At 67.8% G+C, this 19,769-nt stretch carries 20 protein-coding genes and 1 tRNA gene; 10 read left to right on the forward strand and 11 right to left on the reverse strand.

All coding sequences use genetic code 11. From position 1 onward, the window contains the following. Nucleotides 1–160: 160 nt before the first annotated feature. Nucleotides 161–247, reverse strand: a tRNA-Leu gene (locus tag AC11WY_RS05975). A gap of 94 nt (nucleotides 248–341) precedes the next feature. Then, complete coding sequence (locus AC11WY_RS05980) at nucleotides 342–1,772, reverse strand: peptidoglycan-binding domain-containing protein (protein ID WP_482923527.1); 1,431 nt, start codon at nucleotides 1,770–1,772, stop codon at nucleotides 342–344. Nucleotides 1,773–1,888: 116 nt separating this feature from the next. On the opposite strand from AC11WY_RS05980, the gene lipB reads away from it, so the two are divergent. From lipB to AC11WY_RS06000, 4 genes are all read left to right on the forward strand, one after another. Continuing rightward, entirely contained in the window at nucleotides 1,889–2,566 is a 678-nt protein-coding gene (gene lipB / locus AC11WY_RS05985; protein WP_482923529.1) for a lipoyl(octanoyl) transferase LipB, read from the forward strand. A gap of 66 nt (nucleotides 2,567–2,632) precedes the next feature. Further along, nucleotides 2,633–3,073 (forward strand): c-type cytochrome, encoded by a 441-nt coding sequence (locus AC11WY_RS05990; protein WP_482923531.1) that lies wholly within the window; start codon nucleotides 2,633–2,635, stop codon nucleotides 3,071–3,073. A 163-nt stretch (nucleotides 3,074–3,236) separates the two neighbouring features. Next, a complete protein-coding gene (locus AC11WY_RS05995; RefSeq protein WP_482923533.1) occupies nucleotides 3,237–4,925 on the forward strand; it encodes a cytochrome c oxidase subunit I in 1,689 nt (562 codons plus the stop codon). A 1-nt stretch (nucleotide 4,926) separates the two neighbouring features. After that, nucleotides 4,927–5,475, forward strand: coding sequence for a DUF2244 domain-containing protein (locus AC11WY_RS06000; protein ID WP_482923534.1), 549 nt, complete (start codon nucleotides 4,927–4,929; stop codon nucleotides 5,473–5,475). 4 nt (nucleotides 5,476–5,479) lie between these two features. Here the strand turns inward: AC11WY_RS06000 and AC11WY_RS06005 are convergent, their stop codons facing one another. Together AC11WY_RS06005 and AC11WY_RS06010 are read right to left on the reverse strand one after the other, a co-directional pair. Further along, on the reverse strand, nucleotides 5,480–5,800 hold the full coding sequence (locus AC11WY_RS06005; protein WP_482923536.1) for a YnfA family protein: 321 nt from the start codon (nucleotides 5,798–5,800) through the stop codon (nucleotides 5,480–5,482). 4 nt (nucleotides 5,801–5,804) lie between these two features. Then, nucleotides 5,805–6,260 (reverse strand): GatB/YqeY domain-containing protein, encoded by a 456-nt coding sequence (locus tag AC11WY_RS06010; RefSeq protein ID WP_482923538.1) that lies wholly within the window; start codon nucleotides 6,258–6,260, stop codon nucleotides 5,805–5,807. Between the two features lie 175 nt (nucleotides 6,261–6,435). Here AC11WY_RS06010 and carA point away from each other — a divergent pair, with 175 nt between their 5' ends. Together carA and AC11WY_RS06020 are read left to right on the forward strand one after the other, a co-directional pair. Next, entirely contained in the window at nucleotides 6,436–7,602 is a 1,167-nt protein-coding gene (gene carA, locus AC11WY_RS06015; protein ID WP_482923539.1) for a glutamine-hydrolyzing carbamoyl-phosphate synthase small subunit, read from the forward strand. An 80-nt stretch (nucleotides 7,603–7,682) separates the two neighbouring features. Then, complete coding sequence (locus AC11WY_RS06020; RefSeq protein WP_482923541.1) at nucleotides 7,683–9,620, forward strand: glycosyltransferase; 1,938 nt, start codon at nucleotides 7,683–7,685, stop codon at nucleotides 9,618–9,620. Here AC11WY_RS06020 and AC11WY_RS06025 read toward each other — a convergent pair. Beyond that, a complete protein-coding gene (locus AC11WY_RS06025; protein WP_482923543.1) occupies nucleotides 9,607–10,257 on the reverse strand; it encodes a GntR family transcriptional regulator in 651 nt (216 codons plus the stop codon). The two genes, AC11WY_RS06020 and AC11WY_RS06025, sit on opposite strands and share 14 nt — an antisense overlap. A gap of 110 nt (nucleotides 10,258–10,367) precedes the next feature. Between AC11WY_RS06025 and AC11WY_RS06030 the strand changes: the two genes are divergently transcribed. From AC11WY_RS06030 to AC11WY_RS06040, 3 genes are all read left to right on the forward strand, one after another. Next, entirely contained in the window at nucleotides 10,368–11,015 is a 648-nt protein-coding gene (locus AC11WY_RS06030; protein WP_482923545.1) for a pyrimidine 5'-nucleotidase, read from the forward strand. A gap of 287 nt (nucleotides 11,016–11,302) precedes the next feature. Beyond that, nucleotides 11,303–11,668 carry a hypothetical protein gene (locus tag AC11WY_RS06035; RefSeq protein ID WP_482923547.1) on the forward strand — a complete coding sequence of 122 codons (366 nt, stop codon included), beginning with the start codon at nucleotides 11,303–11,305 and terminating at the stop codon, nucleotides 11,666–11,668. 407 nt (nucleotides 11,669–12,075) lie between these two features. After that, complete coding sequence (locus tag AC11WY_RS06040; protein WP_482923549.1) at nucleotides 12,076–13,275, forward strand: UbiH/UbiF family hydroxylase; 1,200 nt, start codon at nucleotides 12,076–12,078, stop codon at nucleotides 13,273–13,275. On the opposite strand, the gene AC11WY_RS06045 is transcribed toward AC11WY_RS06040, so the two are convergent. The 3 genes from AC11WY_RS06045 to AC11WY_RS06055 form a co-directional block, all read right to left on the reverse strand. Beyond that, nucleotides 13,272–14,399 carry an aminotransferase class V-fold PLP-dependent enzyme gene (locus AC11WY_RS06045; protein ID WP_482923551.1) on the reverse strand — a complete coding sequence of 376 codons (1,128 nt, stop codon included), beginning with the start codon at nucleotides 14,397–14,399 and terminating at the stop codon, nucleotides 13,272–13,274. The genes AC11WY_RS06040 and AC11WY_RS06045 overlap by 4 nt on opposite strands. A 79-nt stretch (nucleotides 14,400–14,478) precedes the next feature. Next, on the reverse strand, nucleotides 14,479–14,937 hold the full coding sequence (locus AC11WY_RS06050; RefSeq protein ID WP_482923553.1) for an Lrp/AsnC family transcriptional regulator: 459 nt from the start codon (nucleotides 14,935–14,937) through the stop codon (nucleotides 14,479–14,481). Then, complete coding sequence (locus AC11WY_RS06055) at nucleotides 14,934–15,392, reverse strand: Lrp/AsnC family transcriptional regulator (RefSeq protein WP_482923555.1); 459 nt, start codon at nucleotides 15,390–15,392, stop codon at nucleotides 14,934–14,936. The genes AC11WY_RS06050 and AC11WY_RS06055 overlap by 4 nt, the downstream gene beginning before the upstream one ends. Nucleotides 15,393–15,524: 132 nt before the next feature. Between AC11WY_RS06055 and ilvC the strand changes: the two genes are divergently transcribed. Further along, entirely contained in the window at nucleotides 15,525–16,547 is a 1,023-nt protein-coding gene (gene ilvC, locus AC11WY_RS06060; protein WP_482923557.1) for a ketol-acid reductoisomerase, read from the forward strand. On the opposite strand, the gene AC11WY_RS06065 is transcribed toward ilvC, so the two are convergent. From AC11WY_RS06065 to folP, 3 genes are all read right to left on the reverse strand, one after another. Further along, on the reverse strand, nucleotides 16,432–17,283 hold the full coding sequence (locus AC11WY_RS06065) for a hypothetical protein (RefSeq protein ID WP_482923559.1): 852 nt from the start codon (nucleotides 17,281–17,283) through the stop codon (nucleotides 16,432–16,434). The two genes, ilvC and AC11WY_RS06065, sit on opposite strands and share 116 nt — an antisense overlap. Before the next feature lie 101 nt (nucleotides 17,284–17,384). Further along, entirely contained in the window at nucleotides 17,385–18,728 is a 1,344-nt protein-coding gene (gene glmM, locus AC11WY_RS06070; protein ID WP_482923561.1) for a phosphoglucosamine mutase, read from the reverse strand. 1 nt (nucleotide 18,729) lies between these two features. Next, nucleotides 18,730–19,740 (reverse strand): dihydropteroate synthase, encoded by a 1,011-nt coding sequence (gene folP / locus AC11WY_RS06075; RefSeq protein ID WP_482923563.1) that lies wholly within the window; start codon nucleotides 19,738–19,740, stop codon nucleotides 18,730–18,732. Nucleotides 19,741–19,769 lie beyond the last annotated feature (29 nt).

A 19,769-nucleotide genomic window follows, 5' to 3' on the forward strand; every position in this document is an offset into this window, starting at 1 on the left:
GAAATCGTGCAAAGCCTCCGCGATGCTGGAAAATTCGGCGTTCGCGCAGGGGTCTGACCTGCATCGCACCCGCCGTAAACTGCCGGAAGGGCCGGAACCGCCCGCAAACGCAAAAGCCACCCGGTCGGGTGGCTTGCGCGCGCGCCCTTCAGGGGGCGCCTGGTGCGGATGAAAGGACTCGAACCTTCACGGGTGTTACCCCACAGCGACCTCAACGCTGCGCGTCTACCAATTCCGCCACATCCGCATGCCTTGGCTTGGTGGCGGCGTCTTAGCGGAGGCTTGGCTCGATGTGAAGGGGATTCTTGGACCCCTTCACAAATGCCCGGCCCCCACCCCGATCACTGCTTGAACAGCAGGAACGGCAGCCGCGCGGCCAGCGGCAACTGGTCCACCGTCGACACGGCGCCCGCCGCCGCGGGCGCGGGCTGGGTATCGCCCGCCGAGGCCGAGACGGAGGTCGCTGCGGCCGCTGCGGGCACCGCGAAACTGGGCAGCGCGGTGGGTTGCGGCGTGTTGTCGGCCTGGCCCGCGACGGCAAAGGCCGCCTTGCGAATCAGCGACGCGCGCTCCGGCTGACCGGGGGCGAAGACGGCGGGCTGCCCGGCGGCCAGCGCATCCAGCCCCATCTGGTACCAGGCCAGCGCCAGATCGGGGCGCGTCGTCGCGCCGAAGCCCTGCGACAGGTGGTGGCCGATCAACTCGGCATAGGGCTTTTCACCCAGCGCGACCAGAAGAAGGCCCGAGGCGAGCGCCACATCCATGTTGTCGGTCCGGTAGCCGACCGAAAGGCAGATCTTCGCCGTCGCGTCCAGTTGCACGGGCGCCATCCCGGCGCGGGCGACAAAACCGTTCACGTCGCCCAGCACCGAATCGCGCGGCTTCATCCCAAGCTCGCCGATGTAGTCCTTCATCGCGGGGGCAAAGCCCTGGCACTGCTGCGCGATCTGGTCGGGGGTGAAGCCCTGCACCTTGGCCTGCATCTCTTCGCCCTGCGAAATCGCATAAGTCCGCGCCATGCAGAACTGTTCGGCCAGTGCGGCGTTCGGGTCGGTCATGTTGGCCACGGTGATGAAACCGCCGTTCGAGGCCGTGGTCAGACCGATCTTGCTGCACTGCGAGGCCAGCGACACCGTCATCACCGCACCCGCGCCGAAGTTCGGCAAGGCTGCCATCGTGGTGTTCGCGGACGCGGCGGGGGCCTGGGTGGTGGGTTGCACCGGCTGGGCCGTCTGGGTCGTGTCGGGCGCAGGTTGCATAAGCGCCTTGGCGGGCGGCTGGTTCACACCGGCCATCTCGTCCCGGTAGGCGATCAGCAGGCCGCGCGTTCCCATCGGATTGGCCGCCGCCTGCTGCATGGTCGCCGAACCGCCCGCAATCGCCCGGTTGTAGCCATTCACCAGCAGGGTGCGTTGAAAATCACTCAGGTCGCCGGTGGCCGGATAGCCAAGGAACGCCTGATACTGCGAAATCTGCGCGCGCGACTGCCCGCCCAGCACGCCATCGGCGCCGCCGACCGGAAAGCCGAAGTAGTTCAGCGCGGTCTGAACCTCGACGTTCTGCGCCCGCTGCGCCGACGACATGGCGGGCGCGTAATACGTCGTCGTGGTGCGCCGGTTCCTGTTGCCCTCGTTGATGATGGCGCCACTGATGATGCCGCCGATGATACCGCCGGCAATTCCGGCGCCGAGGCTGTCGGCGAACACTGGCTGCACGGGGCCGACCGCGAGCGAGGCCAGCAGAACCGTGGTTGCAATTCGCTTTTGGTTCATCACAAAACTCCCACAACAAATCTGGTCGATGTGACAGAAAGTTTATCACGCCCGGTCACGCCCGGCGACAGAATCCCGGCGGGTGCGGCACTTCGGCGGGGCGAAAGGGAAAAACGATGCTCGAATGGCGGGTCTGGGACGGGCTGGTCCCCTACGAGACGGCATTGGCCGCGATGGAGGAGCGGGTTGCGCGAATCGCTGCGGGCGACGCGACCGAGGCGGTCTGGCTGCTTGAACACCCACCGATCTACACGGCGGGCACCAGCGCGCGCGCCGAAGACCTGACCGATCCGGGCCGCTTCCCGGTCCATGTGGCGGGTCGCGGCGGGCAATACACCTATCACGGGCCGGGGCAGCGGGTGGTTTATGTGATGCTCGACCTCAACCTGCGCGGCCGCGACGTCCGCCGCTTCGTCACCGCGCTGGAGGACTGGGTGATCGCCACCCTGGCCGCCTTCGCCATCAAGGGCGAACGCCGCGCGGGCCGGGTCGGCGTCTGGGTCGTGCGCCCGGATCGCGCGCCCAACCCCGACGGCACCCCGGCCGAGGACAAGATCGCCGCCATTGGCGTGAAACTGCGCCGCTGGGTCAGCTTCCACGGCCTGTCGATCAACGTCGAGCCCGACCTGAGCCACTTCGGCGGCATCGTGCCCTGCGGCATCCGCGACCGCGGCGTGACCAGCCTCGTCGACCTCGGTCTGCCGGTGACGATGGGCGATGTCGATCTGGCGCTGCGCGAGGCATTCGACCGCGTCATCGGCCCGGCCCCTGCTGCGGCATCATTGAGCCTTTGACCCCGGCGCGAACTGCGCCAGATTGGCCCGCACCTACTGACCACAAGCATCAAAGGAGCCTACCACATGAAAGCGCAGATACTCGCGGGCCTCGCGGTGATCGCCCTCGCCGCCCCGGCCTTCGCCGACGGGGATGTCGCGAAGGGGGAAACCCAGTTCAACAAGTGCAAGGCCTGCCATTCGATCATCAAGGACGACGGCACCGCGATCATCAAGGGCGGCATGGTCGGCCCGAACCTGTACGGCGTGATCGGCCGCGTCGCGGCCTCGGGCCACAAGGCAGGGTCGGCCGACGCGTTCGGCTACGGGCCGGGCCTGCTGGAACTGGGCAAGACCGGCATGGTCTGGACCCAGGACCTGGTTGCGCAATACGTGACGAACCCGACCGCCTTCGTGAAGGCGCAGACCAAGGACGACGCGGCGAAGTCGAACATGGCCTTCATGCTGCCGACGGGCGGCGCCGATGTCGCGGCCTACCTGGCCTCGGTCGGTCCTGCGGCGAATTGACGCCAGGTTTGCCCCGCAAATCCCCCGAACATCTGGATTTTTGTTGATACAGATCAAAGTGGGCGATTGCCGCGGGGCAAGCGACCTTCTAAAAGCCGAAGGATAGAGGCCCCGGGACTAGCCCCCCGTGGCTCAGGGAACGCCACAAAAACGGGAGGCGAGCATGGCCGACGCAGCCATACATGGCCACGAAGGGCATGAAACCAAGGGGTTCTTCACCCGCTGGTTCATGTCGACGAACCACAAGGATATCGGGATCCTCTACCTCTTCTCCGGCGGTTTCGTCGGCCTGATCTCGGTGATCTTCACCGTCTACATGCGCATGGAGCTGATGTATCCGGGCGTGCAGTACATGTGCGCCGAGGGGATGCGACTGATCCCCGACGCGACGCGCGCCTGCACCCCGAACGGGCACCTGTGGAACGTGATCGTCACCGCGCACGGCATCCTGATGATGTTCTTCGTGGTGATTCCCGCGCTGTTCGGCGGCTTCGGCAACTACTTCATGCCGCTGCACATCGGGGCGCCGGACATGGCCTTCCCGCGGATGAACAACCTGTCGTTCTGGCTCTACATCGCGGGCACCTCGCTTGCCGTCTGCTCGGTGTTCTCGCCGGGCGGTGACAGCCAGTTGGGCTCGGGCATCGGCTGGGTGCTTTATCCGCCGCTCTCGACGCATGAGGCAGGCTATTCGACCGACCTCGCGCTGTTCGCGGTGCACCTGTCGGGTGCCTCGTCGATCCTCGGCGCGATCAACATGATCACCACCTTCCTGAACATGCGCGCGCCGGGCATGACGCTGCACAAGGTGCCGCTGTTCCCGTGGTCGATCTTCGTCACCGCCTGGCTGATCCTGCTGTCGCTGCCCGTGCTGGCCGGCGCCATCACCATGCTGATCACCGACCGCAACTTTGGCACCACCTTCTTCGACCCGGCCGGCGGCGGCGACCCGGTGCTTTACCAGCACATCCTGTGGTTCTTCGGCCACCCCGAGGTCTACATCATCATCGTGCCGGGCTTCGGGATCATCAGCCACGTCATCTCGGCCTTCTCGAAGAAACCGATCTTCGGCTACCTGCCGATGGTCTACGCGATGGTCGCCATCGGCGTGCTGGGCTTTGTCGTCTGGGCGCACCACATGTACACCGTCGGCCTGTCGCTGACCCAGCAAAGCTACTTCATGCTGGCCACGATGGTCATCGCGGTGCCGACCGGCATCAAGGTGTTCTCGTGGATCGCGACGATGTGGGGCGGCTCGATCGAGTTCAAGACGCCGATGCTGTTCGCCTTCGGCTTCCTGTTCCTGTTTACCGTCGGCGGCGTGACCGGCGTGATCCTGAGCCAGGCTGCCGTCGACCGCGCCTATCAGGATACCTACTACGTCGTGGCGCACTTCCACTATGTGATGAGCCTTGGCGCCGTCTACGCGATCTTCGCCGGGGTCTACTTCTGGATCGGCAAGATGTCGGGTCGGCAGTATCCGGAATGGGCGGGCAAGCTGCATTTCTTCGTGTTCTTCATCGGCTCGAACCTGACCTTCTTCCCGCAGCACTTCCTCGGCCGTCAGGGCATGCCGCGCCGCTACATCGACTATCCGGACGCCTTCGCCTACTGGAACTTCGTCTCGTCGATCGGTGCCTTCATCGCCTTCGCCTCGTTCCTGTGGTTCCTCGGCGTGGTGTTCTACACCCTGTTCGCGGGTCGCCGCGTGACCGAGCCGAACTATTGGCACCAGGAATACGCCGACACGCTGGAATGGACCCTGCCCAACCCGCCGCCGGAACATACGTTCGAGATCTTGCCGAAACCGGCCGACTGGGATCAGGCGCTCAAGCACGGTCACAGCCACTAAGATGCCCTTGGAATGGGTGAAACGGATCGAGGAGGCCCCGGAGAAATCCGGGGCCTTTTCCCTATCGGCCCCGGTCTGGGGTGAAAACGTGCCGCCGGTGGCGGAGCTGCACCTGTGGCCCAACCGCTCGCTGCCGCGTGGCGGCTTTGTCTTCGTGATCGCGATGGCGGCGGTGCTGCTGCTGGTGCCGCTGCTGGCGCTGCTGGGCCGACCGCAGCTTTGGGGCGTGCTGCCCTTCATCGTGCTGACGGTCGGCGGCCTCTGGCTGGCGTTGCGGTCAAACTATGCCAGCGGCAAGCTGATCGAACGGCTCCGCCTCTGGCCCGACCGGATCGAGATCAACCGGTTCGAGCCGAAGGGCAGGCAGAAGGACTGGGTCGCCAACCCGCACTGGGTCCGGATGGAATTGCACGAAACCGGCGGGCCGGTGGAAAGCTACCTGACCTTGAAAGGCGGCGGGCGCGAGGTCGAACTCGGCGCCTTCCTCAGCCCCGAGGAACGCGTGGCGCTGAAGGGCGATCTGGAACGGGCGATTGCGCGGCTGGAATGAACGGCTATCCGCGCGGCGCGAACAGGATGATCGCTGCCCCGCCAAGGCTGACCGCCGCGCCGAGCACATCCCAACGGTCGGGCATCCGCCCCTCCACCGCCCAGAGCCAGCCCAGCGAGGCGGCGATGTAGACCCCGCCATAGGCGGCATAGGCGCGCCCCGCCGCATCGGCAGGCGCCCGCGTCAGCACCACCGCGAACAGCACCAAGGCCAGCCCACCCGGCAGCGCCATCAGCGGATTCGCGCCCAGCCGCAGGATGGCCCAGAACGCGAAACAGCCGCCGATCTCCAGCAGCGCCGCCGCGAGGTAGAGCGCGACCGTCATCGCCTCAGCCCAGCCGCGCCTTCACCATCGGCCCGACCGCACCGAAATCCATCTGGCCGGTGTAATGCGCCTTCAGTTCCGCCATCACCCGGCCCATGTCCTTGACGCTGGCCGCGCCCGTCGCCGCGATCGCCGCGCCCACCGCCGCCTCGACCTCGGCTGCCGTCAGTTGACGCGGCAGGAATTCCTCGATCACCGCGATCTCGGCGCGCTCCTTGTCGGCCAGGTCCGCCCGTCCGCCCTCGTCGAAGGCGCGCACGCTTTCCTGCCGCTGCTTCACCATCCGGCTCAACACGGCAACCACGTCGGTTTCGGTCATCTCGGCCGCGCCCTCGCCGCGCAGCACGATGTCACGGTCCTTCAAGGCAGAGTTCATCAGCCGCAGGATCGACACCCGCTCGGGCTGTTTCGCCTTCATCGCCGTCTTCACTGCCTCGCCGATCCGCTCGCGCAAGCTCATGCCACGTCCCCTGTTTTGCCTGATTGTCACCCTATCGCGCCGCCGCCGCCGTGACAACCTTGGCCCCCAAAACCAACCCATTGAAATCACAGGAAAACCCATGCGACGCGCGGCCTTGACCCGGCCCGCCCCGGCACATAGGTTGCCCGGCGATCCACCGCCCGGGAGTCGCCCCATGCCCGCCAGCCCGCAAACCCAGCCCAAACCGACCGCCTGCCTTGCGCTTGCAAATGGCACGGTGTTTTACGGCAAGGGCTTCGGCGCCACCGGCACCACGGTGGCCGAGCTTTGCTTCAACACCGCGATGACCGGGTATCAGGAGATCATGACCGATCCCTCCTACGCCGGACAGGTCGTCACCTTCACTTTCCCCCACATCGGCAACGTCGGGGTGAACGTCGAGGATGACGAGACCGCCGAACCGATCGCCGCCGGGATGGTGGTGAAATGGGATCCGACCGAACCCTCGAACTGGCGCGCCACCGGCGCGTTGACGCAATGGCTGACCGCCAAGGGCCGCATCGGCATCGGCGGGCTCGATACCCGTCGGCTGACCCGCGCCATCCGTCAGCAGGGCGCGCCGCATGTGGCGCTGGCCCATGACCCCGCGGGCAACTTCGACATCGGCGCGCTGGTCGCCAGGGCCCGCGCTTGGAAGGGTCTCGTCGGCCTCGATCTGGCAAAAGACGTGACCTGCGCCCAAAGCTATCGCTGGGATGAAATGCGCTGGGCCTGGCCACAGGGCTACGCCCGCCGCGAGGGCCCCGGCCTGCGCGTGGTCGCGATCGACTATGGCGCCAAACGCAACATCCTTCGCTGCCTCGCCTCGGCGGGGTGCGAGGTCACCGTGCTGCCCGCCTCGGCCACCGCCGAGGATGTGCTGGCGCTGAACCCCGAGGGCGTGTTCCTGTCGAACGGCCCCGGCGACCCGGCGGCCACCGGCCTCTATGCCGTGCCGATGATCAGGGGCGTGCTGGCGGCCGATCTGCCGCTGTTCGGCATCTGTCTTGGCCATCAGATGCTGGCGCTGGCGCTTGGCGCCCGCACGGTGAAGATGAACCACGGCCACCACGGCGCCAACCATCCGGTGAAGGATCTGGAAACCGGCAAGGTCGAGATCACGTCGATGAACCACGGCTTTACGGTGGACAGCCAGACCCTGCCCAAGGGCGTGGTGGAAACCCACGTCAGCCTGTTCGACGGCTCCAACTGCGGCATCCGGCTGGCGGGGCGCCCGGTGTTCTCGGTGCAGTACCACCCCGAGGCCAGCCCCGGCCCGCAGGATAGCTACTACCTGTTCGAGCGGTTCACGGCCGCGATGCAGGCACGCCGCGCGGCCTGACCCCGGCGTCCGGCTGGCGTTAACCGCGCCTTAACCGAAGCGGGCGAAGCTGGCCCGGCCGCCGCCGCTCCGGTTTTGCCATGTCCAGCCGCCCGCTCCGCCTCGTCTCGCTTGCCGTCGCCCCGCGCCGGGTGCGGCAGGGCTTGCCGGGTGAGGCCTTGCTGCGCCACCTTGCCGGAAATGGGGCGCTCGCCCCCACCGTGCTGCCGCATGCCTTTGCCCTGCTCGCGCAGCGCGAGGCGCGGCTGGCCGACATCCTCATCGCGCGCGGCTGGGTCGCCCCCGCCGATCTGCTGGCCGCCGAGGCCGCGTTGCGCGGCGCCCAGGTCATCGACCCCGAGGCCGCGCCGCCCGACCCCCGCCTGATCGACCGCCTGGGGGCGGCCCGCTGCATCGCCGAGGGGCTGCTGCCCTGGCGGCGCGCGGGGGGCGTTGTCGTCGTCGCCACCGCCCGCCCCGACCAGTTCGCCCGGTGCGAGCGCGAACTGGGGGCGCTGTTCGGTCCGGTGGTGATGGTGCTGGCCGACGAGGCGGCAATCGGGCGCGCCGTCGTGGCGCTGCGGTCCGCCGTCCTGGCCAACCGGGCCGAAACCCTGGTGCCCGCCGACGAAAGCTGCCGGGGCTGGCGCGCGCTCGCCCCCGCGCGCGCCGCGCCGCTGGTGATGATCGCGCTGGCCGTGCTGCTGGCCGCGCCACGGCTGGTGTTCGGGCTCCTGATGCTGTGGACGCTGATCACCCTGATCGCCACCACGGCGCTGAAAGCCGCCGCCGTGGTGGCCCAGCTTCGCGCCCGCCGCCTGCCCGCCCTCGCCCAAGCGGCGCCGCTGATCGCCCGCCTGCCCTGCGTCTCGATCCTCGTGCCGCTATATCACGAGCCCGACATCGCCGCCCGTCTGGTCGCCCGCATCGCCCGGCTGGACTATCCGCGCGAGCTGCTCGACATCGTGCTGTGCGTCGAGGCCGAGGATGCGATGACCGCCGCCGCCCTTGCCGCCACCCGCCTGCCCCCCTTCATGCGCATCGTCACGGTTCCGCCGGGCCCGCTGAAAACCAAGCCGCGCGCGCTGAACTTCGCGCTGCCGTTCTGCCGCGGCAGCATCATCGGCGTCTACGACGCCGAAGACGCGCCCGACCCCGACCAGATCCGCCGTGTGCTCCACCGCTTTCATGAACGCGGCCCCGAGGTTGCCTGCCTGCAGGGGCGGCTTGATTTCTACAACGCGCACACCAACTGGCTGACACGCTGCTTCACCATCGAATATGCGGCCTGGTTCCGCGTCGTGCTACCCGGCCTCGTCCGCCTTGGTCTGACGATCCCGCTGGGCGGCACCACGCTGTTCTTCCGCCGTGACGCGCTGGAGGCGCTGGGGGGCTGGGACGCCCACAACGTCACGGAAGACGCCGACCTCGGCTTGCGCCTCGCCCGCCACGGCTACCGCGCCGAGTTGATCGAGACGGACACCGCGGAAGAGGCAACCTGTCAGCCGCGCGCCTGGGTGAAACAGCGGTCACGCTGGCTGAAAGGCTACATGGTCACCTGGGCCGTGCACATGCGCCAGCCCCGCAGGTTGTGGCGCGAGCTTGGGCCTCGGCGGTTCTGGGGCGTGCAGGTGCTCTTTCTCGGCACCATTTCGCAATTCCTGCTGGCCCCGGTCCTGTGGTCGTGCTGGCTGCTGGTGGCGGGTCTGCCGCATCCGCTGGCGGGCCTGCCCGCGCCGCTGCTCTGGGCACTCACCGGGCTGTTCCTCGCCTCCGAGGCGGTCAACATCGCGACCGGCCTGATCGGCCTCGCCGCCACCCGGCATCGCGGGTTGATGCTCTGGGTGCCCACGCTGTCGCTCTACTTCCCGCTTGGCGCGCTCGCCGCCGCGAAGGGCGTCTGGGAACTGATCGGCCGCCCGTTCTACTGGGACAAGACCACCCACGGCCATCATACCCCGGCCGACGATACGAACGACGACACCTCACCAACCGAAAGCGCGCCACCCCCGCTCGTTCCCGCGCTCAGCGCGTCCTGATCTCGCCCGCGTCGATCTTCAGCCGCGTCTCGAACGCCTTCGAGATATGCGCCCGCAGCGCCTTGTAGGCCGCGTCGCCGTCATGCGCCGCGATCGCCGCGACGATCGCGTCATGCTCGGCCAGCGCCACCTCTTCACGCCCCACCGCGGCAAAGGTCGTCGTCGCCAGCAGCCCCATCGAGCGGTGCACAAGCTCAAGCTGCTGCACCAGAAAGCGGTTGTGCGAGGCAAGGTGGATCTGCTTGTGGAACCGCCGGTTCGCGCGGCTCAGCGCCTGCGGATCGCCCAACAGCGCCCGATCCTCGCGCGCCATGTCCTGCAGCACGTGAATCTCCTCGTCGGTCGCGTGCCGCGCCGCCAGCCGCGCCGCCAACCCTTCCAGCTCGGTGCGCACGGCGTAAAGTTCCGCCAGTTCGTTGTGGTCCAGCGAGGCGACGATCAGGCTGCGGCCGTCGCGCGTCAGCATCGACTGCGTTTCCAGCCGCTGCAACGCCTCGCGCACCGGGGTGCGCGACACCCCGAACCGGTCCGCCAGTTCCGATTCCACCAGCCGGTCGCCGGGCCGGTAAAGGCCCGAGTCGATCGCCTCCAGAATCAGCGTGTAGGCATCTTTCTGCGCAGGTTTGACGTCTTTCATTATCGGCTCCGGTCGGGTGGCGAACCCTAGCGCCGCGGACGGGGGGCTTTCAAGCCTTGCGCCTTCCTTGCGCCTTGCCGCTGCCTGGCTGCGGGGCTACCTAAAGACCCATGCATGCCGCCGCCTTCGCCCACGTCTCCACCTGGGTCTTCGACCTCGACAACACGCTTTATCCGCCCTCGGCGCGCCTCTTCGACCTGATCGAGGTGCGCATGACGGCTTGGGTGATGGGTGCACTTGGCGTCGAGCGCGCCGAGGCCGACCGCCTGCGCCGCCATTACTGGCAAAGCTACGGCACCACGCTTGCAGGCCTGATGCGCGAACACGGGGTGGACCCCGGCCCTTACCTGACCGACGTGCACGACATCTCGCTTGATCGCCTCGCGCCCGATCCGGCGCTTGCCGCGGGCATTGCGGCCCTGCCGGGTCGGCGCATCGTCTACACCAACGGCTCGGCCCCCTACGCCGAGCGTGTGCTGGCTGCGCGCGGCCTTGGCGGGCTGTTCGATGCCGTCTATGGGGTGGAACACGCAGGCTACCGCCCCAAGCCCGAGCGCGCCGCCTTCGAGGCGGTCTTTGCCCGCGACGGCGTCCGGACCGAGACGGCCGCGATGTTCGAGGATGACGCCCGCAACCTTGCCGCCCCGCATGCGATGGGGATGCGCACCGTCCATGTCGCCCCGCAGGCGGAACCGGCGCCGCACATCCACCACCATACCGACGATCTGGCGGGTTTCCTGGCGCGTCTCGGCGGCTGAGGCGGGGCCCTCCCCAAGCGGGAAAGCGCCTCAGCAATCCTTGCGGCGAAACGGGCTTGATGCAGATCAAGGCAATTTCGCCAGACCGATACATACTTCAAGCGGGTTGTATGGCGGGGGATATCTCGAAACGCTCGCGGCATGGCCCAAGGGGAACCAAGTCTGAAATTTCAACCCTGCGGGGCGTCGGTATCCGGCTCGAAGAATCTTCGGGCGGTCGTCCGGTCATGCTCTGCCTCGAAAGGAATAGTGCTATGCCTCTTTGCAAGACCTGTCTGAGCGTTGCCATGATCGCCGCCACCTTGGCGGTCGCTTCGGTGGCCAGCGCCGATACGAAGACGCTGACGCCGTTGACTCAGAAGCCGCTTCTGATGGCAAGGCCGAAGATCTCGACCCTCCAGATCAGCTACAGCGTCGGCTGTGTGGTGCGCGGAACGCCGGTCGAATTCCCCAACGACATCGTGTTGAGCAACGAAGGCGCCTTCACCATCCCGGTCGGCCTGAAGGTCGACTGGGTTGTGCCGCCTGGCGCCTACAAGGGCAGCTACACCTTCGCTGCGGCCCTGAAGCCGGGCGAAAACGTGATGCTCGCCAATGTGATGTCGGGCGAGGCCGGGGCCGAGACGCCCTGCACCGTGACCCTCGCCAAGTAGGCCCGTCCGATCTGATCGCGGTGCCGTGGCAGATGCGCCGCGGCATCAGGGTTGGCCGCGGCGACCTGTGCGGTTTGCTATCGTTGGCGGCTCGCCCATGCGGAATGGGCCCCGAATAGGAGACCGCCCTCGCCCGGAGCCTTTACGGCGTTCCGGTGCTCGGCTGGATTGTCCGCGACGTCGCCACCAAGGCGACGAGACCATCTGGTACGCCCTCGTCATCTTCCTGACCTGTGTCATGCTGGCGGTGCAGACTTGGGGCGTGGTGGCGCTGTCGATGACGGCGCTGGGAATGGTGCCGGTGATGTTCGCGCTTCTGATCCGCATCAGCCTGGGGTGACGGAACGCCGCTTGGACAGGCAGTCCGGGCGCCCTATGATCCCGCGCAGGACGAAGGAGCGGCACGGATGGCGCGGGTTCACACGGATGTTCTGGTCTCGGGCGGCGGCGTTGCCGGGCTGACGGCGGCGGCGGCCTTCGGCGCGGCCGGGTTCGGCGTGATCTGCGTCGATCCGACGCCGCCTGTGACCGACGATGCCGCCGAGGGCGCCGACCTGCGCACCACGGCCTTTCTGCAACCCTCGATCCCGGTGCTGGAGGCGGCGGGGCTCTGGGCCCGGCTGGAACCCCACGCCGCGCCCTTGCAGATCATGCGCATCGTCGATGCCGGCGGCCCGGTGCCCGAGCCGCGCATCGTCAAGGATTTCGACGCCGCCGACATTTCGGGCCAGCCCTTCGGCTGGAACCTGCCCAACTGGCTGTTGCGGCGCGAGATGGTGGCGCGGCTGGCCGAGATGGCGACCGTGGAGTTTCGCCCCGGCATTGCCACCACCGCCGTCCTGACCCGTGACGCCGAGGCGCTGGTGACCCTCTCCGACGGCACCCGCGTCGCCGCGCGCCTGCTGGTCGCCGCCGATGGCCGCGGCTCGGTGGTGCGCGAGGCGCTGGGGATCGGTGTGCGCACGATGCGCTATGGCCAGAAGGCGCTGGCCTTCGCGGTGAACCACCCGATCCCGCATGGCAATGTCTCGACCGAGATTCACCGCTCCGGCGGCCCATTCACGCTGGTGCCGTTGCCCGACCGGAATGGCCTGCCCTGTTCCGCCGTGGTCTGGATGGAGCGCGGGCCCGAGGCGCTGCGCCTGGCCGCCTTGCCGGTGCCGGAGTTCGAGGCGGCGATGAGCACCCGCTCCTGCCACCTCTTCGGGCCGCTCATCCTGCTGACCCGCCGCACCGTCTGGCCGATCATCAGCCAGATCGCCGACCGCATGTGGGGCGAGCGCACCGCGCTGATCGCCGAGGCCGCCCACGTCATGCCGCCGATCGGCGCGCAGGGGCTGAACATGAGCCTGGCCGACCTGCGCGTGCTGCTGGACCTGGCGCAGGCCGCGCCCGGCAAACTGGGCGAGCGGGCGATGCTGGAAACCTACCACCGCCGCCGCCACGCCGAGGTGGTTGCCCGCATCACCGGCATCGACGCGCTGAACCGCGCCTCGATGCTGGGCGCCCCGGCGCTGCGGGATGCCCGCGCCAAGGCGCTGAACGCGCTCTACTCGGTCGCCCCGCTGCGCAAGACGCTGATGCGCGCGGGGCTCGGGGTGCGTTAAAGCACCGCGTCCACCACCGTCTTCAGCCGCCCCAAGGTGCCCTCGACGTCATAAAGCTTGTCGAGCCCGAAGAGACCCAGCCGGAAGGTGCGGAACCCCTCGGGCTCGTCGCATTGCAGCGGCACCCCCGCCGCGATCTGCATGCCCAGGGCGGCGAACTTCTTGCCGTTCTGCACCTCGGGATCGTCGGTATAGCTGACCACCACGCCCGGCGCCTCGAACCCCTTGGCCGCGACCGACCGCACACCCTTGGCCGCCAGCATCGCCCGCACGCCATCGCCCAGCGCCCACTGCGCCTCTTTCAGCCGCGCGAAGCCGTAGTCGCGCGTTTCAGTCATCGTGTCGCGAAAGGCGGCCAGCGCATCGGTCGGCATCGTCGCGTGATAGGCGTGGCCGCCCTTTTCATAGGCTTCCATGATCGACAGCCACTTCTTCAGATCGAGCGCGAAACTCGACGAGGCCGTGCCCTCGATCCGCGCCCGCGCCCGGTCGGACAGCATCACCAGCCCGGCCGAGGGCGAGGCCGACCAGCCCTTCTGCGGCGCCGAGATCAGCACGTCCACCCCGGTTGCCTTCATGTCGACCCAGACACAGCCCGAGGCGATGCAATCGAGCACGAACAGGGCGCCGACGTCATGCGCGGCCTCCGCCAGCGCCTTGAGGTAGTCGTCGGGCAGGATCAGCCCGGCCGAGGTTTCCACATGCGGGGCAAAGACCACGTCGGGCCTCGCGCCGTGGATCTTGGCCACCACCTCGTCGATCGGCGCCGGGGCAAAGGGCGCCTGCACCACGTTGGCCGAGGTCCGCGCCTTCATCACCGTGGTTTCGCCGGCAAACCCGCCTGTCTCGAAAATCTGCGTCCAGCGATAGCTGAACCAGCCGTTGCGCACGATGAAGGCATGCCGCCCGCCCGCGAACTGGCGCGCCACCGCTTCCATCCCATAGGTGCCTCCCCCCGGCACCAGCGCCACCGAGGCAGCGCCATAGACCTCTTTCAGCATCCCCGAAATGTCGCGCATCACGCCCTGAAACCGCGCCGACATGTGGTTCAGCGAGCGGTCGGTGAACACGACCGAGAATTCCTGCAATCCGTCGGGATCGACGTCGGGGCGAAGGGCGGGCATGGCTGTCTCCTCAAGGTCCGTTTGCATCCGACATAGCCCGGACGAGGCCCGATTACACCCCGAAACACGCGCCGGCGCGCTAACCCAGCGGCCCCGGCCGCCGCTCCTCGCTCAGCAGCACATTGGCATCCACCTGGCCCAGCCCCGGAAGCGTCAGGATGCGGCGGCGCAGCACCCGCTCGAAATCCGCCAGATCGCGCGCCACCACCCGCAGTCGGTAGTCGTACAGGCCGAGGATGTGCTGCACCGTCTGCACCTCGGGGATCGCCGTCACGGCGCGCTCGAAATCCTCCAGGCTGACGCGGCCCTTGGTGGCGAGTTTCACGCCCAGAAAGACCGTCACGCCGAACCCGAGTGCCTCGCGGTCCACCACCACCCGCCGCGCGCGGAACACGCCCGCGTCCTGCAGCCGCTTCAGCCGCCGCCAGGCCGCGGGCTGCGACAGGCCGAAGCGTCGGCCAAGCTCGCCCGCCGACAGCGTCGCATCCTGCACCAGCGCGCGCAGAAAGCCGCGGTCGATATCGTCGAGCGCGATCACAGCGGCAGCCCCTCACCCGCCTTGATCATCGCGACATGCATCAGCGCCTCGATGTCGGCGATATGCGGCAGCGCAAGGATGCGGTCGCGGTAGACCTCCTGGTAATGACCGATGTCGCGCGCGATCACGTCCAGCCGCACATCGACGCGGCCGAGAAAGGTCTGGATCTCGATCACTTCGGGCACGGCACGCGCCGCCGCGATGAACTCGTCAAACGCGCGCGGGTTGGTCTTGTCGAGCGTGAAGCGCAAGCTGACCTCGACCTCATAGCCCAGCGCGCGCCAGTCGATCACCGCCTCCTGCCCCTTCAGCACGCCGCCCGCCTTCAGCCGGTCGAGCCGCCGCCAGCAGGTCGCGGCCGTCACCCCGGCCCGCTCGGCCAGGTCGGCCATCGCGAGGTCTGGCTCTGCCATCAGATGGCGAAGGATGCGTCGATCAGTATCGTCGATCTGCATGATTTTTCCGGAATCTGGCTAATCACGTTATGCCTTTTCGCAGAGAAATTGCCTGGGCGCAAACTATGAACGGTTCCTTGCCGCAATTCCCCTATGCTGCCCGCGACGAAACCAGCCAGAAGGAAGCGCCCGATGCGCGTCTATTACGATCGCGACTGCGACATCAACCTGATCAAGGACAAGAAGGTGGCCATTCTCGGCTACGGGTCGCAGGGCCACGCCCATGCGCTGAACCTGCGCGATTCGGGCGCCAAGAACGTCGTCGTCGCGCTGCGCGAAGGCTCCGCCTCGGCGAAGAAGGCCGAGGCCGAAGGGCTGAAGGTGATGGGCATCGCCGAAGCCGCCGCCTGGTGCGACCTGATCATGTTCACCATGCCGGACGAACTTCAGGCCGCCACCTACAAGAAATACGTCCATGACAACCTGCGCGACGGCGCGGCGATCGCTTTCGCGCACGGTCTCAACGTCCACTTCGGCCTGATCGAGCCGAAGCCCGGCGTCGACGTCATCATGATGGCGCCGAAGGGGCCCGGCCACACCGTGCGCGGCGAATTCGTCAAGGGCGGCGGCGTGCCCTGCCTCGTGGCCGTCCATCAGGACGCGAGCGGCAAGGCGATGGAGCTTGGCCTCAGCTATTGCTCGGGCATCGGCGGCGGCCGTTCGGGCATCATCGAGACCAACTTCCGTCAGGAATGCGAAACCGACCTGTTCGGCGAACAGGCCGTGCTGTGCGGTGGTCTGGTGGAACTGATCCGCATGGGCTTCGAGACCCTGGTGGAAGCCGGCTATGAGCCCGAAATGGCCTATTTCGAGTGCCTGCACGAAGTGAAGCTGATCGTCGACCTGATCTACGAGGGCGGCATCGCAAACATGAACTACTCGATCTCGAACACCGCCGAATACGGCGAATATGTCTCGGGCCCGCGCATCCTGCCCTACGCCGAAACCAAGGCGCGCATGAAGGAAGTGCTGGAAGACATCCAGTCCGGTCGCTTCGTGTCGAACTTCATGGCCGAAAACGCCGTCGGGCAGCCCTTCTTCAAGGCCACCCGTCGCCGCAACGACGAGCACCAGATCGAGAAGGTCGGGGAAAAGCTGCGCGCCATGATGCCCTGGATCGCCAAGGGCAAGATGGTCGACCGTTCGCGGAACTGACCACGATGAAACGGGCGCCTTCGGGCGCCCGTTCTCTTTCCGCCTCTGGCCAGCCGAGCCGCAGCCGCAAGAGGACCAGCGCGCTGAGCGCCGCGGCCAGCATCGGCAGCGCGGAGGCCAGTGGCACGGGCGAGACAGGTATCGGTGACGACGCCACTCCGACCCGAAGCGCGAACAGCAGATCGTAGCTCTGGCTGAACAGTGCGCTCCGCCCCGTCAGGCTGGCCGGATCGCCCGCCGAGTTGACCCGCGTCCAGTCGCCACCCGGATAGGAAGACCCGGTGCGCAGCGTCGCAATGCTCATGTTGGTGCCGCTGAGCGGCCGCATGATCGCCAGATAGCGCCCCGGGGTGATGTTCCAGCCGCCCGTCGCCACCGACTGGGGCACCAGCGGCGTGCCGAGCGGACCCGCGTTGGTGGTGGCCGTCATCGACGCCAGCAGGGCGCCCACGATCTGCGTGCCCAGGTTCGCAGGCACCGCGGAACTCAGCGCGTAAAGCTGGTAGACCACCGGCACCGAGACGCCGGAGCCCAGCAGATTGAAGGTGATGGCGTCGAGCGTGCCGGACTCTGTCACCGTGAACGACTGGCCGAGGTTCGTCGTCGTGTGGCTGGATTCGGTCGAATAGCCGAGCGTGGTGAGTGGCCAGGACAGGTTCGAGATCGTGGTGGCGGAGGTGAGCGTCGCGAAGACCAGCCCGAAGACAGCCGCAATCAGTCCACGCACGATGGTCACCCCTGTTTGCGCCGACCAATAGGTACGCGGAAACTGGTTTCCAAAGCCTTAACGCGAAGGCGATGACACCCCGGAGACGATGCGCCGGAGATTGCGCCCCCTCAGACGGCGGCCTGCACCGCCGCGACGATCTCGTCCACCACCTCGGCCAGCAGCGCCTCGTCGGTGCATTCCGCCATCACCCGCACCAGCGGCTCGGTGCCCGACTTGCGGATCAAGAGCCGCCCCGAGCCGTTCAGCCGCACCTCGGATGCCGCGATCACCGCCTGCACCGCTGCCGTCTTCAGCGGCTCCTGCCCTGCGCCGTAGCGGACGTTCTTCAGCAGTTGCGGCACCCGCTCGAAGCTGTGCACCAGTTCCGACGCGGGCCGCCCGGTGCGGGCGATCTCGCCCAGAAACTGCAGGCCCGCGATCAGCCCGTCGCCGGTGGTGGCGTAGTCGGTCATCACGATGTGCCCCGACTGCTCGCCGCCCAGGTTCCAGCCGCCGCGCCGCATCGCCTCGACGACGTAGCGGTCGCCGACCGGCGTGCGCTCCAGCCGGACGCCCTGCCCGCCAAGGTAGTGCTCAAGGCCAAGATTGGACATCACGGTGGCAACCAGCGTGTTGTCGCGCAGTCGGCCATCTTCGGCCCAGCGCGTGGCGAACAGCGCCATGATCTGGTCGCCGTCGGCAATCTGGCCCTTCTCGTCGATGATCATCACCCGGTCCGCGTCACCGTCGAGCGTGATGCCAAGGTCCGCGCCCTCGGCCAGCACCCGCGCCGCGCAGGCCTCGGGATGGGTCGAGCCACAGGCCTGGTTGATGTTGAAGCCATTGGGCGAAACCCCGATCGGGATGACCTCGGCCCCCAGTTCCCACAGCGCCTCGGGCGCGGCCCTGTAGGCGGCGCCATTGGCGCAATCCACCACCACCTTCAGCCCGCCGAGCGCGCCCCGGCCCGGAAAGGTGGTCTTCACATATTCGACGTAGCGCCCGCGCGCGTCGTCGATCCGTTTGGCGCTGCCGATCTCGTCCGAGTCTGCCAGCGGCACCTCGCCTTCCACCATCGCCTCGATCGCCAGTTCGGCCTCGTCCGACAGCTTGAACCCGTCGGGGCCGAAGAACTTGATGCCGTTGTCATAATAGGGGTTGTGACTGGCCGAAATCATGATGCCCAGATCAGCCCGCATCGAGCGGGTGAGATAGCCCACCGCCGGGGTCGGCACCGGGCCGAGCAGCAGCACGTTCATGCCCGTGGAGGTGAGGCCCGCCGTCAGCGCCGTCTCGATCATGTAGCCCGACCGGCGGGTATCCTTGGCGATCACGACGCGATGGCCATTGCGGCCGTCGGTGCGGAAGAACTGCCCCGCCGCGGCACCGAGTTTCAGCGCCAACTCGGCCGTCATCGGATGCGCGTTGGCGCGCCCGCGCACACCGTCGGTGCCAAACAGTTTCCGCGTCATGTCAAATCTCCGCCTTTGAATTCAAGCTCATCCATAATGCCAGTGCCTGCCGCGTCTCACGCACATCATGCACACGCACGATCTGCACCCCCTGCGCAATCCCCGCAAGAGCCAGTGCCACCGAGCCCGGCATCCGGTCCTTCGCAAGCGGTGCGCCGCCGATGGTGCCGATGAACCGCTTGCGCGACACGCCCAGCAGGATCGGGCAGCCAAGCGCATGAAACAACGACAGCCGTCGTAGCAGGGCAAGGTTGTGCTCCGCAGTCTTGCCGAAGCCGATCCCCGGATCAATCAGGATATGCGCCCGGTCGACCCCTGCCGCTTCGGCGGCGGTCACGCGCGCGGCCAGATGATCGTAGACGTCCAGCAGCACATCGTCATAGCGCGGATCGGCCTGCATCGTCGCCGGGGTGCCCTGCGCGTGCATCAGGCAGACCGGGGCGCCACTCGTTGCGACGACGGCGGCCATCCCGGCATCGTAGCCCAGCGCCGAGACATCGTTGACGATCCGCGCCCCGGCGGACAACGCGGCCCGCGCCACCCCGGCCTTGCGGGTGTCGATCGATACCGGCACCGCCCCCGCCGCCCGCAGCGCCGCGATCACCGGCGCGGTGCGCGCGATCTCGTCGTCCACCGACACCTCGGCCGCGCCGGGACGGGTGCTTTCGCCCCCGATGTCGAGGATATCGGCCCCGTTAGCCTGCATCGCGCGGGCATGATCGACGGCCGCATTGGGTGTGAAATGGTCGCCGCCATCCGAGAAGCTGTCGGGTGTCACGTTCAGGATGCCCATGATGCGCGGCCGGTCGAGGGCGAGACCCGCAAGGTCGGCGCGCGGCGCGGTCAGCCGGGCCAGCACCTCGGCCGGGATCGCATCAACACCAACGACCTCGGCAGGCGCCTCCCGGCGCAGCACCTCGACCCGGTCGAACCAGCTCCAGCCCCCGGCGAGGGCTTGCGCGCCGACGGGGCGGGCTGGATCGGTCATCGGGATCGGTCGGTAATAGATCATGCGGGTCTTTCGGCTGTCGGGCCTGCGGG

The sequence above is a fragment of the Solirhodobacter sp. genome, from assembly GCF_964715405.1.

Excerpts from the sequence above, each read along its gene's own strand:
- AC11WY_RS06045 (WP_482923551.1), bottom strand. The coding sequence starts at position 14,399 with ATGCCCGCCCTTCGCCCCGACGTCGATCCCGACGGATTGCAGGAATTC.
- AC11WY_RS06000 (WP_482923534.1), top strand. The coding sequence starts at position 4,927 with ATGCCCTTGGAATGGGTGAAACGGATCGAGGAGGCCCCGGAGAAATCC.
- AC11WY_RS06020 (WP_482923541.1), top strand. The coding sequence starts at position 7,683 with ATGTCCAGCCGCCCGCTCCGCCTCGTCTCGCTTGCCGTCGCCCCGCGC.
- AC11WY_RS06035 (WP_482923547.1), top strand. The coding sequence starts at position 11,303 with ATGATCGCCGCCACCTTGGCGGTCGCTTCGGTGGCCAGCGCCGATACG.
- AC11WY_RS06005 (WP_482923536.1), bottom strand. The coding sequence starts at position 5,800 with ATGACGGTCGCGCTCTACCTCGCGGCGGCGCTGCTGGAGATCGGCGGC.
- AC11WY_RS05990 (WP_482923531.1), top strand. The coding sequence starts at position 2,633 with ATGAAAGCGCAGATACTCGCGGGCCTCGCGGTGATCGCCCTCGCCGCC.
- glmM (WP_482923561.1), bottom strand. The coding sequence starts at position 18,728 with ATGACGCGGAAACTGTTTGGCACCGACGGTGTGCGCGGGCGCGCCAAC.
- lipB (WP_482923529.1), top strand. The coding sequence starts at position 1,889 with ATGCTCGAATGGCGGGTCTGGGACGGGCTGGTCCCCTACGAGACGGCA.
- AC11WY_RS06055 (WP_482923555.1), bottom strand. The coding sequence starts at position 15,392 with ATGCAGATCGACGATACTGATCGACGCATCCTTCGCCATCTGATGGCA.
- folP (WP_482923563.1), bottom strand. The coding sequence starts at position 19,740 with ATGATCTATTACCGACCGATCCCGATGACCGATCCAGCCCGCCCCGTC.
- ilvC (WP_482923557.1), top strand. The coding sequence starts at position 15,525 with ATGCGCGTCTATTACGATCGCGACTGCGACATCAACCTGATCAAGGAC.
- AC11WY_RS06025 (WP_482923543.1), bottom strand. The coding sequence starts at position 10,257 with ATGAAAGACGTCAAACCTGCGCAGAAAGATGCCTACACGCTGATTCTG.
- AC11WY_RS05980 (WP_482923527.1), bottom strand. The coding sequence starts at position 1,772 with ATGAACCAAAAGCGAATTGCAACCACGGTTCTGCTGGCCTCGCTCGCG.
- AC11WY_RS06040 (WP_482923549.1), top strand. The coding sequence starts at position 12,076 with ATGGCGCGGGTTCACACGGATGTTCTGGTCTCGGGCGGCGGCGTTGCC.
- carA (WP_482923539.1), top strand. The coding sequence starts at position 6,436 with ATGCCCGCCAGCCCGCAAACCCAGCCCAAACCGACCGCCTGCCTTGCG.
- AC11WY_RS06030 (WP_482923545.1), top strand. The coding sequence starts at position 10,368 with ATGCATGCCGCCGCCTTCGCCCACGTCTCCACCTGGGTCTTCGACCTC.
- AC11WY_RS05995 (WP_482923533.1), top strand. The coding sequence starts at position 3,237 with ATGGCCGACGCAGCCATACATGGCCACGAAGGGCATGAAACCAAGGGG.
- AC11WY_RS06010 (WP_482923538.1), bottom strand. The coding sequence starts at position 6,260 with ATGAGCTTGCGCGAGCGGATCGGCGAGGCAGTGAAGACGGCGATGAAG.